Here is a 15439-nt window from a genome sequence, read left to right on the forward strand (position 1 = left end):
ATCAGGGAAGCTACTAGAAAGGCCACACAGTTTTGCAAATTGAGTGGATGGTCATGGCAAGTTCAATCGAAGAAATTCTGGATGGGTTCGAGTTCCTGGACGATTGGGAAGACCGCTACAGATACGTTATCGAGCTTGGCCGTGAACTTGAACCTCTCTCTGATGAAGAGCGCAACGAAGCCAATAAGGTGCAAGGGTGCGTGTCGCAGGTTTGGCTGGCAAAGAGCCTTGATACGGGAGCCGATGGCAAACCGCTTTTGAAGTACAAAGGCGATAGCGACGCGCACATCGTCCGAGGTCTCGTCGCCATCGTTCTTGCTCAATATTCAGGCCGCCCAGCTGAGTTCATCGTCAAAGATGATATTGACCAGGTGTTTGACAAGATTGGCCTTCAGGAGCATCTCACACCCCAGCGTTCCAATGGGCTGCGGTCCATGGTTCAACGCATCAAGGAAGATGCAAGACTTGCGCTTTCTGCTGCTTGATCACAAGCATACCTCTGCCTTGTCCCCGTCCTGCCAGCTTCGTGCCGTTCGTTGAGCCTTGCTCGCGGTTGCAAGCTGGTAGTGTCGTGCCAAACTGGACAGCCCCAAACCAAGCACAATACGCGCAGTTCTCGCGGGCCATTGGCGTTCAAATTCAACCTGCCGAAGCCCCTTCATAAAGCAGCAGACATCAACTACGACACTTGAAAGCTCCGGCCCCATGGCCTCAATGGCAGCATGGGTACGGCGGCGCGCATTCAGCGCTCCCTCTGTCATTTCCTTCTGCCCTCCCTTGGCTCCATCGATGTGCACAGTACGCCAGTTGCTTTTCAGCGATGAGGTCACCTGCCCAAATGCGTAATCTGCGCTGAACTTTTCTGCGGCAACCAACTGCTCCCTGGAGAGAAACGCCTTCCCATCCTTTGCCTTTCGGCTTGCGAGCCAAGCCAATGGGCTTTCATCAAGCGCGCTGTCCTTGCTGATGGCCATGCCGCTTTGGGCGGCTGTAACAGATGCTTCTAGCCCTCCCTCACAGAGCCCCCGCTTCAAAAAGCGCCGACCGTCCGGTGTGGTGAACAGGCGTTGTTCCAGTTGAACAACGAACTTCTCTGCCAGAGCTTTCTCAAGTGCCTTCGCGAAGCATTCCTGCGCCTCTCCATGGCACAACCCGTCTTTTCCCGAGGCCACTCGAAGAAGCCGCAGCAGGTCATTGCGTAGGTTTGACATGGCCCTCACCCTAGCGCTCTCAAATTCTCGGGCTCTGCATACAAGACATCACGAAGCGCGCACTGCCCTGCGACCGCCCGCTGAATGAAGCGTTCCAACTCGCAGATTTGGCGATCAAAGTTCACGTTGTCCCGCAGATCTTCCACCACACGGCAGGCATGAGCTGCGGTGGTACGGTCCCTTCCAAACACACCTCCCGCTTTCGCTAAAGTAAAACCGAGAGCAACATGAAGAAGATACATGGAGACTTGGCGCGCCAAGGCGACCCGGGCTACGCCCCGCGTCGCGCTCTGTATGGTGTCGGGCGGAAGGCCGAAAGCCAGCGCAACCCGTGCCGTGACAAGTCGCTCCATGGCCTCAATGGCATGATGTTCCTCTACCGCAATTGAAGAGATTGGAACCTGAGAATCTTTGGTGTTGTAGTTATGCTCCCGCGACTGCGTTTTGAACATGGTTACACCTCGCCTGCAAAAGGATGAAATACTTCATGTATTTTTCGATGATTTGCTGGTTTGGCAGGCAGGGGGATAAGTATCTGCGCCCGATATCTCTATAAGGAAGCACTACTCATTACATGAGTAATTATTCCCCAGAACTCAAATGGACCTAGCATTAAGCAAGAACCACTCATCTAAACAGCCGGCTCTTCTAGAATCAAAGTGGCATTCTTCAACCCTAAACAATCGGCAGAGAGGATAAGTATTTTTGATGGAAAATCTGCGCCTGAAGGTTCACCAGTTGATGCAGGACCTTGAGGGGGAGCGCCTTCGGGGCAACAACGGGCATTGGACATTCGATGCCAATCGGCTGGTTGCCGTTCAACTGGAACTGCGACGCAAATTGTTCCAGCATCTAATAAAAAACCGCCGCCCTCGCTGAGAGGACGGCGGTTTCGCGTTCCCAGATTGGAAACAGATTATTTGCCGCGCTTACGCTGCTGACCCAGGCCCATCTTCTTGGCCAGTTCAGAACGAGCTGCTGCATAGTGTGGTGCCACCATTGGGTAGTCAGATGGCAAGCCCCACTTTTCGCGGTATTCTTCCGGTGTCATGTCGTAGTGCGTACGCAGGTGACGCTTCAAAGACTTGAACTTCTTACCGTCTTCAAGGCAGATGATGTAGTCGTTCGTCACAGACTTTTTGATTGGCACTGCTGGCTTGAGCGGCTCTGGCTCTGGCTCAGTGACCGCACCGCTTGTCTTCTGCAGTGCAACGTACACATCGGTGATCAACACAGGCAGATCCGCGGATGCAACAGTGTTATTGCTGACATAGGCTGACACGATGTCTGCTGTCAGTTCAATCAAGTTATTGTCTGCTGGGATCTCGCTCATTTCTCACCCGTTATCTTCAGAAAATCGATTTTAATCTCTTTACACCGTCCGACTGTATTTAAGCAAATACGCATGCAAGGCATGCATACTTTCATGTACCTAGAAAATACAGATGATTCATATGGGCGTAAAACCTGTTGGCCATTTATAGAGATGGCGATACTCTTTCACAAGAAAAAAAAACGCCTCTTTTCTTTAAACCTAAGCTTTTTTTCTGGAAAGCCGTTCGGGCAACTTGTTGAACCGCACTAAACGTTGTGTTGTTGGGAAGTAATTATGGCAGCCTGCCATATTCCGCCCTCCGCTAAGGTCAGGTAGGCGTGCAGTATGGTGAGCCCTATTGGGGAAAACCGCAGATACATTACACGCCGCAACCTGAATCAACAGATGACGGCGTGTAATTCATAGCAGAACTCGCCTTGCGGCAAGCTTGATCTTTATCGGTGCAGATCGGTCTGTGGCTGGGCTGGTACCTTCGGATCAATCACTGTGTCCGTGGTTGGACGATAGCCCACCGAATAAGCCGCACGCGCAATAAGATGCGCCGCAACAGGTGCTGTCAAAATGAAGAAACAGAACCCTGCAAATGCACGGGCAAACACGCCCAGATCCAGTGCATAGATACCAAGACCAATCAGCATCAAGCCAGAGCCCAATGTGCCCGCTTTGGAGGCGGCATGCATACGCTGGTAGACGTCTTTCAGGCGCAACAGGCCCATGCTCGCGGCAAACGCGAAAATGGCGCCCACCATCAGCAGCAGCCCCACAAGGATGTCGTGCAGTGCCATCATGATTTCTGGTCCTCCTTCACGCAGTAGACGCCGACTTCATCTTCAATGGCCCTGTCATGCACACGCCCTCTGTTGAGAACGAAGCGGGCAAAGGCCACAGTCGCCAGAAAGCCAACCAGACCAAGTGCCAAGGCAATATCGACGTAGAGCACATACTGAGAGCGCACGCCGATTGCTGCCATCAATCCAATGGCAACCGCCACGAGCAGGTCGAGACCCACAATACGGTCTGGCAAGCCTGGCCCCTTGATGATGCGGTACACGATTATGAGGAATGTGACCGACAACAATGCCAACGAGAAGTCTACGGAGAACGCCAGAAAACCGGCAGCGATTTGCTCGAAAGTCATCTGAAGCACTCCATGATCTGACGCTCAAAGCCCTCCTTGATGCCGCGGATCGTTTCTTCCGGATGCGGCACATCAAGACAGTGAATGAACAAGGTTTTGCGATCATCTGACACATCCATGGACAGTGTGCCGGGGGTCAACGTGATCATGTTGGCAAGCAACGTGATCTCGTGGTCCTTGGTCACCGTCAAAGGCAGCGCGATGATTCCGGGGCGCAACTTCATGTTCGGTGAAAGCACGATCACCAACACACGCCATGAAGAAGCTACAACTTCGTAGAGGAAGCTGAAGGCCAGCCCCACCACGCGCCCGGTCCGACCTGCGTACTGCTGGAATGGCACCTGCTCGCGGATCATGTAGAGCGCAACCGAGGAGAGGATGAAACCGAACACCAGGTTCAACGCATCGAAAGAGCCGGAAACCGCGCCCCAAGCGATGGTCATGATCAGGTTGATCAGGAACAGTTTGCTATTCATGGCCACACTCCGAATACAGACTGAACGTAGGCGGTTGGATCAACCAGCGACGCTGCACCTTGCGTAGAGATCGCCATGACACCTTCTGGAAACAGTCCCAGATAGATGACAAGACCTGTCAGGATGGCCATCGGCACGGTTACAGTCATCGGCAAGGAGACAGAAGCAACCGTCGCCGTACCATCGGACTGCGGCACCAAGGTCCCATCAACGGTACCTTCCGGGCCACCACGCCAGAACGCGTAGATCCAGTAACGCCCAATGGCGATGGTCAGCAGAATGCCTGAAATCAGGATTGATGCTGCCAGCAGGCTGCGTCCAGATTCAAGAGCACCTTCCACCAGCATGACCTTTGGCCACAAACCTGAGAAAGGCGGCAGACCAGCGACAGCCAACAGCAAGATCAAGGAGACCGCGGCCACCAGAGGACTCTTGTTGTAAAGCCCTCCCAACTCCCGCAGGGAGAATGAGCCCCCGATGCGGTTGATGACACCTGCCAGCAGATAAAGGGCTGTGATGCAAAAGAACGAATGCACCGCATAGAAGATCGCCCCGGCAACCGCCACCTGATTGGCAATCGCCAAACCTGCAATCATGCTGCCTACACCGGAAATCACAATGTAGCCGGTCATGCGGCGAATATCCGTCTGCGCCAGCGCGCCCAGTGCCCCCGCAATCATGGTTGCAATCGCAACAAGACTGATGATGTCACCCAACCACTCGCGCGGTTCAGGCATCAACATGAGCACCACACGCAGGAGGGCGTAAACACCGACCTTTGTGAGCAAGCCGCCGAAGACCGCCGACACCACCATACGCGGGGTATGGTAGGACGCGGGCAGCCAGAAGTTTACAGGGAATGCAGCCGCCTTCATGGCAAATGCCAGGAAGTAGATGGCTGCGATGCCATAGATTGGCCCCTGCCCTTCAAGCTGACTGACCTTCACGATGATGTCGGCCATGTTCAGCGTCCCAACAAGACCGTAAAGCAGGCCCGTCGCCATCAGGAACAAGGTGGTGGCGACAAAGTTCAGGATCGCATATTTCACACCGCCGTCGATCTGAGCCTTGTCGTTGCCCAGAACAATCATGCCAACGGCAGAGATCAACAGCACCTCAAACCACACATAGAGGTTGAAGATGTCGCCGGTCAAAAATGCGCCGGTACAACCGCACAGCAAGAGGATCAGGAACGGATAGAAGCCATATCGGCGCTCTGACGCTTCAATGGAACCGGCCGCATAGATCGCAGCACACAAGGCAACGATGGAAGCAGACAACGCGAAGAACGCGCCCATGGCGTCAGCGGTAAACGCAATACCGAAGGGTGGCAACCAGCCCCCCATCACCATGGTGACCACGCCGTGATCCAGCACATGGGCCAACAGCCCAATGTTCGAAAGCACCACAAGCGAAATCACGCCGATTGCAATCCAAGGCTGGATCGCTGTCTTCTTGCGCAGCATGATCGCCACAGCACCGCCTGCCATGGTCAGAAGCAGTGGCGTGACAAGCAGCCAGTCTGCACCCTGAACAGGCTGGGTTACCATGGCTGCTGCGATATCAACTGTATTAGATGAAACTGCCATGATTAGTACCCCAGCGGTGGCTTTTCGTCGCCTTTCGGCTCGGCCACACGCATTTCAAGAACATCATCGGTCCCCAGTTCCTGATAGGCGCGATAGCCCAGTACCAGAAAGTAGGCGAGGAACGAGAATGAGATCACGATCGCTGTCAGAACGAGCGCCTGTGGCAGCGGGTTCGCCGTCTGCTCCAGAGGAAGATAGCTTCCTTCCGGAATGAACGGAGGCACGCTGCGGGTTATGCGCCCGCCCGTAAAGATCAACAGGTTCACGGAGTTACCCAGAATGGCGATGCCCATGAGGACACGCACCAGTTTCTTGGAGAGCATCAGGTAAATCGACGCACTCATCAGAAGGCCAACGAGACTGGCAATGACGAATTCCATCAGTCCACATCCCTTTCTTCCAATGAGAGCGCAATTGACGTGATCGCGCCAACAACAACCAGGTAAACACCGATGTCGAACACCAGCGGAGTACTCAGTTTCAGCTCGGAGCCAAGAAAGTCGAAGATCAACCACTGGCTTGTCATTGGGGGCTGACCAAAGAGATAGCTGGGCAGCACGGACAAGACAGCAATGAACAGACCGATCCCGGCCAGAGACATTGGGTGAACCACCATGGAGCGGCGGACAGCCGCCACCCCGCAGGCGATGCCGTAGATGGCGAACGCGGAAACCGCAATCAGACCACCGATGAAACCGCCGCCTGGCTCATTGTGCCCACGCAGCAGAACAAAGATGGAGAACACCATCATCAGTGCTGACAGATAAGGGGCAATAGTACGGAAGATTACCGTGTTCATTCTGCCACCTCCTTCATCACTTCCACCTCAGGTTTTGGCTGTGCCTTCTTGGCGCGCACGCGAATGAGCGCCAGCACGGCCAGACCTGCGACCATCACCACGGCGATTTCGCCGATGGTATCAAAGCCACGGAAGTCAACGAGGATAACATTCACAAGGTTTCGGCCATGGGCGATGCTGTAGCTGAACTGAGTAAAGAACTCAGGCAGTGTTGCATCGAATGGCAGGCTCACAACGCTCATCAGCAGCATCGCAAACCCAAGCCCCACGCTGCCGGCAATAACACCGTCGATAACGCGGTCTTCCTTTGAGCGTACGTCCTTTGGCTTCAGGTCCAGACGGGTCATCACAAGCGCGAGGATCACGACGGACAGGGTCTCAACCATGAACTGGGTCAAGGACAAGTCCGGCGCCCCAAACAGGGTGTAGATGACCGCCACAGAGAAGCCGGTGATACCGAGTGACACGATACCGGTCACGCGGTTCTTTGCTGTGATTACGGCGTAAAGACCAATCACGGCGAGGATCACAAACGCCCATTCATAGAACGTCAGGTTTTGAAAGCCTTCAAAGGTCGGCCAATTGCCGGTTGTCATCATGGGTACGAACAGCATCAGTGCAACGGCAATGAAGCAAGCCCGCATATAGGTAACCATGGAGCCGGTCTGAACAGTGCGAATGAACTTGTCAGAAGTGATGACAAGCCCGTCCATAAGCTGATCGAAGCCCCTGTCGGGCCCCCAACCGATGGCAGTCAGCGCTCTGCCTACCAGTTCGCGCAGGGTATCGATGCGCAAATAGGCGAAGATACCAAGAGCGATGGTGAGGACAGACATCAACAGAGCCATGTTCAGGTGTTTCGGGATCAGATAGAGCTCTTTACCATAGGTCCCCCCATCAACCGCCGATACCATCGGGTTGATGAAGAAGTAACCGGCGTGAGCTGCAAACAGACCGAGCAACAAACCTGATACGGCAAGGGTAATTGGCCCGGCCCACAACAGTATTGGCCCTTCATGCGCATGCTTGGGTGTCTCCACTTTTTCACCCATGAATGGCTTGAGGGCAACCGCTGCGGCGAGCGCAAACATCAAGATGTTTCCGCAAAGGGCGGCCAATGAAATCAGGTAGCCTGAGCCAACAGTGCCATAGGCACCATCGTAAAGGATTTCCTTTGCGATAAAGCCAAGGAACGGCGGCAGACCTGCCATCGACAGCGCTGCCAGAACCGCGGCAGCAAACGTGATTGGCATGGCATTGCGCAACCCGCCCAGCTTTGTGATGTCGCGCGTCCCGGCCTCATGGTCAATTGTGCCAGCCATCATGAACAGCGAGCCCTTGAACAGGGAGTGCGCCACTAGATAGAGCACAGCCCCCTTGATGGCGACGGTATTGGAAGCACCGGTCAACATCACCAAAAGGCCCAGAGAAGCCACGGTGGTGTAAGCCAACATGAGTTTGAGGTCGGTCTGACGAATGCCGATGATGACGCCTGCCAGAAGGGTCAGGCCGCCGAAAATCGGCAGAACGGTCGTCCAAAGCGCGGTATCACCCAAGACCGGGTTCAAACGCATCAACAGATAAACGCCAGCCTTCACCATGGTTGCTGAGTGAAGGTAAGCGGATACTGGGGTTGGGGCTTCCATGGCGTTCGGCAGCCAGAAATGGAAGGGAAACTGCGCCGACTTGGTGAAAGCGCCCAAACAAACCAGAATAAAGATGGCCCCATACAGGCCGCTGTCTCGCAGCACGTCGCCGGAGGCCAGGATTTCGCTCATCTCCATTGAGCCGCCGGCCATCCCGATCAACAGGAAACCGGCCAACAAGGCCATGCCGCCGCTGCCGGTGACAACAAGCGCCTGAACCGCAGAACGACGGGATGCAGTGCGCAGGTTATCGAACCCGATCAGCAGGAACGAGGTGATGGAAGTCAGCTCCCAGAAGATGAACAGGGTGATCAGGTTGTCTGCCAGTACAACACCGAGCATCGAGCCCATAAACAGGAAGAGGAAGGAAAAGAAACGCCCTTGCTGCGGATGTCCTTTCAGGTATCCGCCTGCATAGAGCACAACAAAGGCTCCGATGCCGGAAATCAAAAGCGCGAAAAGAGTTGATAGCCCATCAAGATAGATGGAGAAGGTGACGCCGTAGGTGGGCACCCACTCAAGTCCAAGCGTATGCGTCTGCCCAGCCGCAACACTAGAAACAAGCGAGAGAAAGTGCACGAAGATCAGCGCTGGAACCGCAGCCAATACCCAAGCAGCGTTGTGTTTCAACTTCTGCGTCAGCATTGGTGCGAGCACTGCAGCAACAAAGGGCGCGAGCATCGCCCAAAATGTCGCCTCAACACCAGAAAATGGCATTTAGCACTCCGTTAAAAGGCTAGTCATATGGTTCATTTTGGTCAGCCGAATCGATACCAAAGCATACAATTCAACATCCGAAGACATGACATAATGTGCCCATCGCAAAACGGCAAGTCGATTACGTTGGGTATATTCGATATGTCGCTATGCAAATACACTTATTTGGCTTAGTTCTCCGCCGATAGACATACATCTCTATTTTGTCGCACCCCATTTCTACATAGAGTATTGTGCCTGCGACAATTCTGAGCACCTTAGATCCGCTGCGAATACAAAAATGCACTTCATTTTTTCAAGAGCAGAGCCCGAAAAGTCTCGATAAGCGATTTTGCTATACTGCTTAGCAGCATGATCTCGTGGTCAATCTTGCTAATTTTTGTCGTTTTATGACAACTTCTCGCCTTTGATTACTCAAAGGGACCAAGCCCCAGTTCCACAAATTCTGCCTCGGCACGCAAGAAAAGGAAATATCGACAGGTTTCGAGCACTTTCTGCCAATTTTCTACGGAGTGAAGCGCATTTTCGTCCAATGTTGATCGACGCTTCACCTTCAGACCCGATGCAGCGACCCTTGAATCGCGGAAAATCTACATGAAACGCGAGCCCCTGTTGCGCCGTCGCTATGCCTTCGGCATCACTTGCTCTGAAACGGACCGAGGCCAGCACATGGACGGACCCGACAGATTGCCACACCAATTTATCGCCAAAACCTAGAATTGGGCCACCAATAAACCACAACTCCTGTGACTTGTCGCGGATGAGAAACGGGCATGGCGACATGTCCAGTTTTAGGCGCTAGTGTGCTGGCAAATCGACTCGGGCCACCTATCTCAAGGCCTTGAAGCTCCGATACAGAACCAATTTTGTGCTTAAGGACACCCCTTCCAAATGAACACACCGCGTCCTGAGAAAAAAGAATTTGTCTCTACCCACCACGGCATTACCAAAACCGAGTCCTATCATTGGCTTCGTGCTGAGAACTGGCAGGAGGTCATGCACGATCCTTCTGTTCTGGATGCTGAGATCCGCAGCTACCTTGAGGCGGAAAACGCCTACACGCAGCAAATGATGGCGGATACAGAGGCTCTGCAGGAAGCGCTCTTTGAGGAAATGAAGGGGCGCATCAAGCAGGATGACAGCTCTGTCCCCTCGCCTGACGGTCCTTTTGCCTATGCACTGAAGTATGTGCAGGGCGGCCAGCATCCAATCTTCTACCGCGTTGCTCGAGAAGGACACCAGGACGAGGAGGAGATCCTTCTTGATGGCGACAAGGAAGCGGAAGGCCAAGCCTACTTCAAGATTGCAGGCGCGTCTCACTGTGATGATCACAGCAAGCTGGCATGGGCCTATGATGACAAAGGCTCTGAGTACTTCACGCTGAAGATCCGCGACTTGGCCTCTGGCACTGATCTGGATGAGATTATCTCCAACACGGCAGGTGGCGGCGTGTGGTCCGCCGACAGCAAGTTCGTCTTCTATGTGGAGATGGATGCCAACCACCGCCCCTCCAAGCTGTTCCGCCACCAAGTGGGAACGCCCCAGTCTGAGGACACCCTTGTCTATGAGGAGAAGGATGCCGGTTTCTTCATGAGTGTGGGCCGCACACAGTCTGGGCGGTTTATCACCATCGACATTCATGATCACGAAACCGCCGAGGTCTGGCTTATTCCCGCGGACGATCCGAGCGCGGCACCAAAACTGGTTGCGCCCCGTGAAACGGGCATCGAGTACAGCGTTGAAGACCACGGCGACAAGCTGATCATCCTTACCAATGCAGGGGACGCGGAAGACTTCAAGATCGTCACAACAGATCTGGAGACGCAGCTGGCCAATCCAGGCCGATCCACATGGACTGACCTTGTTGCCCATGAGGCCGGTCGCCTCATCCTCTCCTTCAACGTTCTGAAGGAGCACATGATCCGTCTGGAACGTTTTGAAGGCCTGCCGCGTATCATGGTCCACCGGCTCGAAGATGGCGAGGAACACAGCATTTCCTTTGACGAAGAAGCCTACAGCCTTGGCTTTTCCGCAGGCTATGAGTTCGACTCCACACTGATCCGCTTCACCTACTCGTCCATGACCACCCCATCCCGCGTGTTTGACTATGACGTTGCCTCTCGGGAGCGGGTCATGCGCAAGGAGCAGGAAGTACCGTCTGGCCACACCCCATCTGACTATGTGACCCGTCGGCTGCAAGCCGTTGCCCCGGATGGCGTCAAAGTGCCAGTAACCGTGCTTTACCGCGCCGATACGCCTCTCGATGGAAGTGCCCCGTGCCTGCTTTATGGCTACGGCTCCTATGGCATTTCCATTCCTGCGAGCTTCAACACCAATGCGCTGTCCCTGGTGGATCGCGGATTTGTTTATGCCATCGCTCACATTCGTGGGGGCAAGGACAAGGGTTTTGGCTGGTACAAGGCTGGACGCCGCGAGTTCAAGAAGAACACCTTCACGGACTTCATCGCTGCAAGCAGCCATCTGGTTCAGGAGAACTTTACCGCACACGATCGGATCGTGGCTCAGGGCGGTTCTGCTGGCGGGATGCTCATGGGGGCGGTTGCCAACATGGCACCACAGAACTTCAAGGGCATCATCGCCGAGGTACCCTTTGTTGATGTTCTGGCCACCATGCTGGACGACACCCTGCCCCTGACCCCGCCAGAATGGCCGGAGTGGGGCAACCCGATCACCGATGAGACGGCGTACAACTACATCGCTTCTTACTCGCCAATCGACAACGTGGAAGCCAAGGATTATCCGGCGATCTTTGCTCTTGGCGGGCTCACCGACCCCCGAGTCACCTATTGGGAACCTGCCAAATGGGTTGCCACGCTGCGTGAGAAGAAGACGGATGACAACCTGCTCATGCTGCGCACCAACATGGATGCGGGCCATGGTGGTGCATCCGGGCGTTTTGATCGCTTGAAGGAAGTGGCGCTGGTTTATTCCTTTGCGCTCAAGACAACGGGCAAAATCGCCTAAGTCTCGTCCAAAACAGTGATGCCAACAACAAGGGTCGCGCAAGCGGCCCTTTTTTCATGACAGCCGGCCAAACTTGCCTTGTCCCACCTCACCACCCTCAGATGCGTGACGTAGCGTCATGTAAAACCGCGAAGCGTCTGACTAGCATCATGAAAAACACGTGATATCGGCAGCATTCACCCGCTAACGCACCGGCTGCTCTCAAGTTACACTCCGGGTGATTACGGTGAACTTTTAACAGCGAATCTAAGTAGTCAGGCGAGGGAATTTTACGAAAACACAATTATACCAAAACGCCATACATGCGTTTCAAACAATACAACAGATAATCTGTAAACCTATACAGGTAAGAGAATTATAATTATTTTGTAAGATGTTAAACCACAAAGAAGAGCCCGCTAAGGGAGATAAAAATGACAAAGTCCCCCATCCTACTTGCTGCGCTTGCAGCATTTTGTTTTGCACCAAGCGCTCAGGCTTCAGACCTTTATCGCAACCCGGCAAGCCCCCATGTGGCTTATTTCTTCAAACCAGCCGAGTATCCCTTCAACTTCCTCTTGCCGAATGACATGCAGTCTCGCCCGCGCGTTTATGGCACCGAGTTCGACTGCCGCATTCGTGTACAGCAAGATGGCCCGGAAAACGTCTACCAAGCGTTTGTAACGGGGCGGTTCACCGACCATCCAAGCCGCTTCATTTCCAGTGTGGCCTGTTTTCAGACAGCGCAGAAATGTGATGCCTATCTGAACTTCATGCGAGGCTACCTGCAACTGGTCAACAGCGCGGCCTGCCAGCGCGGCTACTACCAAGGCCTGTTTAACTAACCACTCCTAACAGACGACAGCAGCGTGGCCCCCTACCCTAGCTGCGAGGACAAAAATGATAAAGAAAATCAGTATCGCAGCTTCCGCTGTCGTTCTGGTGCTTGGCGGGTGCGCCAGCCCGCCAAGCACCAACTATCTTGAAGCGCGTCTTGTCCCCACGACCGGGCGCACCATTCCCGCTGTGGAAAGCACGCAGTACGATTGCAGCATCGCCAGCAGGAGCACGCCGCCTTCCCAGCTGTTCCAGGCCAACGTGGGGGGCCGGGTCTTGAGCGACAACCGTCCTTACAACGTGACCACAACAGCCTGTTTCACAACGCAGTCTGAATGTGAGGCCTACCTCTACATGATGAACGGCCTGTTGGAACAAGTGATCACGTCCAGATGCACGCTCGGCGTTCAGAAACAATTGTTCAGCTGAGCCCAAACGCAAAAAGAGCGGCCCAACGGACCGCTCTTCTTCAAACCTTCATGGCTCTGATCAGGGCTTAAACAGCCTTGTTGAAGAGCTCTTCGACGTATTCCCAGTTTACCAGGTTGTCTACGAAAGCTTCGAGGTACTTCGGACGCGCATTGCGATAGTCGATGTAGTAGGAGTGCTCCCAAACATCACAACCGAGAATTGGCGTTGCACCGTGAACCAGTGGGTTTTCGCCGTTTGGTGTTTTCATGACAACCAGCTTGCCGTCTTTCACTGCGAGCCATGCCCAACCGGAACCGAACTGGGTTACACCAGCGTTGATGAAGTCGGCGCGGAATTTGTCGAAGCCACCGAGGTCTTCGTCGATCTTCTTTGCCAGAGCGCCTGGCAGAGCGCCGCCGCCGTTTGGCTTCATCCACTTCCAGAAGTGGAGGTGGTTGTAGTGCTGACCAGCATTGTTGAAGAGGCCTGCATTGGTGCCGTAGCTTTCCTTGACGATCTCTTCCAGAGACTTGCCTTCCAGGCCAGAACCTTCGAGCAGATTGTTGCCGTTGGTTACATAAGCCAGGTGGTGCTTGTCGTGGTGATACTCGAGAGTTTCAGCAGACATGTATGGGCCAAGAGCGTCGTATGCATATGGCAGATCTTCAAGTGCGAAAGACATGCGTTTGCCTCCAATTGAGCGTTGGTTGAAAATTCCTGCTGCTCATTCCGGGGGAGCCGAACTGGCAACTCGGAGGGAAACATAGTGTCCTTTCAGGGCAACAGCAACGGTTTCTACGTATAATTTGCAAATATTTTTGTTATTTTTTTCTACGGGTTCCACCTAACGTAGCGGGGACAAGCGGTTTCAAACTGGATATCAATCAAACTGATTAGAGTTGAGGCATTCGATTTGGGGGTTTTGGGAGACGCCGACCCCAGAACCACGCGCTAAGTACCTTTGAGGATTATATGTTTCACAACCGCACGCCCTTTCAGCTCGCCCTAGGGGGATGCCTTGCCCTTGCAACTGTCATGGGAATCGGTCGGTTCGTTTACACCCCTATTCTGCCATGGATGCTGGAGGAAGGCCGTGTCACCGAGGTCAGCGCAGGGCTTATCGCTTCCTCCAACTTCATCGGCTACCTTTTGGGCGCCATTCTTGCCTCACGCTCTCCCTTGCCGGGCGGCGCTTACCGTGTCTTTACCGTTGGCTTGTTTTTGACGGCGTTTACCACGCTCATCATGACGGTTGATGGCTCGACCGCCTATTACAGCCTCATTCGCTTTCTTTCAGGGCTGATCAGCGCCTATGTGTTCGTTCTGGCGTCTACTCTCATCATCCCTCGCCTGCATCAATTGGGCCGCGTGAACCTCACACCCGTTATTTTTGCAGGTGTTGGCTTGGGGATCTCTCTTTCCTCGCTGTTCATTGAACTGGCAGATGGCTGGGTAGAAAGCTCGCTCACCTTGTGGCTCATCAGCGGCATCATCAGCTTCGTCCTGATTGGCGGTGTGCTCTGGTTGTTTCCTGCCCGAGAAGCCCCGATGGTGCGGACAAATGGCGCAGCTGCCAGTCGTGAGCCCGCTTTGCCCCGCGTCGCCTATCGTCTTATTATCGCCTACGGCTTTTTCGGCTTTGGTTACGTGATCACAGCGACATTCCTTGGCGCACTGGCTGCCACCACACCGGGCCTTGAGAACTTCGCAACGCGAGGCTGGTTGCTGGTGGGACTTGCCATCATGCCCTCCGTATTTCTTTGGAACAGTGTCGCCCTTCGCATTGGCTATGGCCGTGCCATCGCCGTGGCGTGCCTTCTTGAGGCGGTTGGGGTCGCGCTCAGCGTCCTGATGCCAAACCTGATTGGCTTGTCTTTAGCGGCGATTCTGCTTGGTGGAACCTTTGTCGGCATCACCGCAATCGGACTGGTGGAGGCGCGCAGACTGGCCCCGGAGAGCCCGCGCTCCATCATTGGCTTGATGACTGCTGCATTTGGCCTTGGCCAGGTGATTGGCCCCACCTTTTCAGGCTACCTTTTCGAATGGACTGGAAGCTTTACTGAAGCCTCCTTGGTCGCAGCGGCCACCTTGATCATTGCGGCTCTTCTGACGATCAAGCCGTTTCATGCAGAGGCACTGCCGGCGCCATCTGAGCGCCGTGAACACGCATAGAAAAGGCCGGAAAACCGGCCTTTCAGATTGATGACAAACCCCGTCATATTTTTGGCGGGGTTTTCGTTTTTTAGGTCTGCGGCGCGGCCTAAAACTACCCCTTGCGACTTACGCCGCCGTAGCTTGTGTTTTGGTGTTCATAG

18 protein-coding genes are annotated in these 15439 nt (G+C 54.2%); 7 read left to right on the forward strand and 11 right to left on the reverse strand.

What is annotated here, in order from left to right:
- The first annotated feature begins 53 nt into the window (after positions 1-53).
- On the forward strand, positions 54-485 hold the full coding sequence (locus tag Q3Y58_RS18725) for a SufE family protein (protein WP_319623325.1): 432 nt from the start codon (positions 54-56) through the stop codon (positions 483-485).
- Here the strand turns inward: Q3Y58_RS18725 and Q3Y58_RS18730 are convergent, their stop codons facing one another.
- Complete coding sequence (locus Q3Y58_RS18730; protein ID WP_319623326.1) at positions 486-1211, reverse strand: DUF6456 domain-containing protein; 726 nt, start codon at positions 1209-1211, stop codon at positions 486-488.
- Positions 1212-1216: 5 nt separating this feature from the next.
- A complete protein-coding gene (locus Q3Y58_RS18735; protein WP_274217270.1) occupies positions 1217-1663 on the reverse strand; it encodes a helix-turn-helix domain-containing protein in 447 nt (148 codons plus the stop codon).
- A 256-nt stretch (positions 1664-1919) separates the two neighbouring features.
- Here Q3Y58_RS18735 and Q3Y58_RS18740 point away from each other — a divergent pair, with 256 nt between their 5' ends.
- Positions 1920-2090 (forward strand): hypothetical protein, encoded by a 171-nt coding sequence (locus Q3Y58_RS18740; protein WP_319623327.1) that lies wholly within the window; start codon positions 1920-1922, stop codon positions 2088-2090.
- A gap of 37 nt (positions 2091-2127) precedes the next feature.
- Here Q3Y58_RS18740 and Q3Y58_RS18745 read toward each other — a convergent pair whose 3' ends face one another.
- The 8 genes from Q3Y58_RS18745 to Q3Y58_RS18780 all read right to left on the reverse strand — a co-directional run bounded on the left by Q3Y58_RS18745 (position 2128) and on the right by Q3Y58_RS18780 (position 8912).
- Entirely contained in the window at positions 2128-2544 is a 417-nt protein-coding gene (locus Q3Y58_RS18745; protein ID WP_274217271.1) for a Ros/MucR family transcriptional regulator, read from the reverse strand.
- A 437-nt stretch (positions 2545-2981) separates the two neighbouring features.
- Positions 2982-3335: a monovalent cation/H(+) antiporter subunit G gene (mnhG, locus tag Q3Y58_RS18750; RefSeq protein ID WP_274217272.1), complete on the reverse strand. Its 354-nt coding sequence runs from the start codon at positions 3333-3335 to the stop codon at positions 2982-2984.
- On the reverse strand, positions 3332-3685 hold the full coding sequence (locus Q3Y58_RS18755) for a cation:proton antiporter (protein ID WP_274217274.1): 354 nt from the start codon (positions 3683-3685) through the stop codon (positions 3332-3334). Before Q3Y58_RS18755 ends, mnhG begins: the two co-directional genes overlap by 4 nt.
- On the reverse strand, positions 3682-4161 hold the full coding sequence (locus Q3Y58_RS18760; protein WP_274217275.1) for a Na+/H+ antiporter subunit E: 480 nt from the start codon (positions 4159-4161) through the stop codon (positions 3682-3684). The genes Q3Y58_RS18755 and Q3Y58_RS18760 overlap by 4 nt, the downstream gene beginning before the upstream one ends.
- Complete coding sequence (locus Q3Y58_RS18765; protein WP_274217276.1) at positions 4158-5750, reverse strand: Na+/H+ antiporter subunit D; 1593 nt, start codon at positions 5748-5750, stop codon at positions 4158-4160. Before Q3Y58_RS18765 ends, Q3Y58_RS18760 begins: the two co-directional genes overlap by 4 nt.
- Positions 5751-5752: 2 nt before the next feature.
- Positions 5753-6130, reverse strand: coding sequence for a Na+/H+ antiporter subunit C (locus Q3Y58_RS18770; RefSeq protein WP_274217277.1), 378 nt, complete (start codon positions 6128-6130; stop codon positions 5753-5755).
- Positions 6130-6549 carry a Na+/H+ antiporter subunit B gene (locus tag Q3Y58_RS18775; RefSeq protein WP_274217278.1) on the reverse strand — a complete coding sequence of 140 codons (420 nt, stop codon included), beginning with the start codon at positions 6547-6549 and terminating at the stop codon, positions 6130-6132. Before Q3Y58_RS18775 ends, Q3Y58_RS18770 begins: the two co-directional genes overlap by 1 nt.
- A complete protein-coding gene (locus Q3Y58_RS18780; protein WP_274217279.1) occupies positions 6546-8912 on the reverse strand; it encodes a putative monovalent cation/H+ antiporter subunit A in 2367 nt (788 codons plus the stop codon). Before Q3Y58_RS18780 ends, Q3Y58_RS18775 begins: the two co-directional genes overlap by 4 nt.
- A 594-nt stretch (positions 8913-9506) precedes the next feature.
- Between Q3Y58_RS18780 and Q3Y58_RS18785 the strand changes: the two genes are divergently transcribed.
- From Q3Y58_RS18785 to Q3Y58_RS18800, 4 genes are all read left to right on the forward strand, one after another.
- Positions 9507-9629, forward strand: a complete 123-nt coding sequence (locus Q3Y58_RS18785) for a hypothetical protein (protein ID WP_319623328.1) — start codon at positions 9507-9509, stop codon at positions 9627-9629.
- A 174-nt stretch (positions 9630-9803) separates the two neighbouring features.
- The gene (locus tag Q3Y58_RS18790) at positions 9804-11897 is read left to right on the forward strand and encodes a S9 family peptidase (protein WP_319623329.1); all 2094 of its coding nucleotides are present in this window, start codon (positions 9804-9806) and stop codon (positions 11895-11897) included.
- Positions 11898-12310: 413 nt separating this feature from the next.
- Entirely contained in the window at positions 12311-12721 is a 411-nt protein-coding gene (locus Q3Y58_RS18795) for a hypothetical protein (RefSeq protein WP_319623330.1), read from the forward strand.
- Between the two features lie 55 nt (positions 12722-12776).
- Positions 12777-13142, forward strand: a complete 366-nt coding sequence (locus tag Q3Y58_RS18800) for a hypothetical protein (RefSeq protein ID WP_319623331.1) — start codon at positions 12777-12779, stop codon at positions 13140-13142.
- A 67-nt stretch (positions 13143-13209) separates the two neighbouring features.
- Here Q3Y58_RS18800 and Q3Y58_RS18805 read toward each other — a convergent pair whose 3' ends face one another.
- Complete coding sequence (locus Q3Y58_RS18805; RefSeq protein WP_319623332.1) at positions 13210-13806, reverse strand: superoxide dismutase; 597 nt, start codon at positions 13804-13806, stop codon at positions 13210-13212.
- A 290-nt stretch (positions 13807-14096) separates the two neighbouring features.
- Between Q3Y58_RS18805 and Q3Y58_RS18810 the strand changes: the two genes are divergently transcribed.
- A complete protein-coding gene (locus tag Q3Y58_RS18810) occupies positions 14097-15296 on the forward strand; it encodes a YbfB/YjiJ family MFS transporter (protein WP_319623333.1) in 1200 nt (399 codons plus the stop codon).
- The last annotated feature ends 143 nt before the right edge of the window (positions 15297-15439 follow it).

This window comes from Nesiotobacter zosterae (assembly GCF_033843645.1).
GTDB lineage: Bacteria > Pseudomonadota > Alphaproteobacteria > Rhizobiales > Stappiaceae > Pseudovibrio > Pseudovibrio zosterae.

Bases quoted from the DNA above. Each gene is read 5' to 3' on its own strand.
- Q3Y58_RS18755 (WP_274217274.1), bottom strand. From the start codon at position 3,685: ATGACTTTCGAGCAAATCGCTGCCGGTTTTCTGGCGTTCTCCGTAGAC.
- Q3Y58_RS18765 (WP_274217276.1), bottom strand. From the start codon at position 5,750: ATGGCAGTTTCATCTAATACAGTTGATATCGCAGCAGCCATGGTAACC.
- Q3Y58_RS18775 (WP_274217278.1), bottom strand. From the start codon at position 6,549: ATGAACACGGTAATCTTCCGTACTATTGCCCCTTATCTGTCAGCACTG.
- Q3Y58_RS18740 (WP_319623327.1), top strand. From the start codon at position 1,920: ATGGAAAATCTGCGCCTGAAGGTTCACCAGTTGATGCAGGACCTTGAG.
- Q3Y58_RS18795 (WP_319623330.1), top strand. From the start codon at position 12,311: ATGACAAAGTCCCCCATCCTACTTGCTGCGCTTGCAGCATTTTGTTTT.
- Q3Y58_RS18810 (WP_319623333.1), top strand. From the start codon at position 14,097: ATGTTTCACAACCGCACGCCCTTTCAGCTCGCCCTAGGGGGATGCCTT.
- Q3Y58_RS18725 (WP_319623325.1), top strand. From the start codon at position 54: ATGGCAAGTTCAATCGAAGAAATTCTGGATGGGTTCGAGTTCCTGGAC.
- Q3Y58_RS18805 (WP_319623332.1), bottom strand. From the start codon at position 13,806: ATGTCTTTCGCACTTGAAGATCTGCCATATGCATACGACGCTCTTGGC.
- Q3Y58_RS18745 (WP_274217271.1), bottom strand. From the start codon at position 2,544: ATGAGCGAGATCCCAGCAGACAATAACTTGATTGAACTGACAGCAGAC.
- Q3Y58_RS18785 (WP_319623328.1), top strand. From the start codon at position 9,507: ATGAAACGCGAGCCCCTGTTGCGCCGTCGCTATGCCTTCGGCATCACT.
- Q3Y58_RS18780 (WP_274217279.1), bottom strand. From the start codon at position 8,912: ATGCCATTTTCTGGTGTTGAGGCGACATTTTGGGCGATGCTCGCGCCC.
- Q3Y58_RS18800 (WP_319623331.1), top strand. From the start codon at position 12,777: ATGATAAAGAAAATCAGTATCGCAGCTTCCGCTGTCGTTCTGGTGCTT.
- Q3Y58_RS18735 (WP_274217270.1), bottom strand. From the start codon at position 1,663: ATGTTCAAAACGCAGTCGCGGGAGCATAACTACAACACCAAAGATTCT.
- mnhG (WP_274217272.1), bottom strand. From the start codon at position 3,335: ATGATGGCACTGCACGACATCCTTGTGGGGCTGCTGCTGATGGTGGGC.
- Q3Y58_RS18760 (WP_274217275.1), bottom strand. From the start codon at position 4,161: ATGAATAGCAAACTGTTCCTGATCAACCTGATCATGACCATCGCTTGG.
- Q3Y58_RS18790 (WP_319623329.1), top strand. From the start codon at position 9,804: ATGAACACACCGCGTCCTGAGAAAAAAGAATTTGTCTCTACCCACCAC.
- Q3Y58_RS18770 (WP_274217277.1), bottom strand. From the start codon at position 6,130: ATGGAATTCGTCATTGCCAGTCTCGTTGGCCTTCTGATGAGTGCGTCG.
- Q3Y58_RS18730 (WP_319623326.1), bottom strand. From the start codon at position 1,211: ATGTCAAACCTACGCAATGACCTGCTGCGGCTTCTTCGAGTGGCCTCG.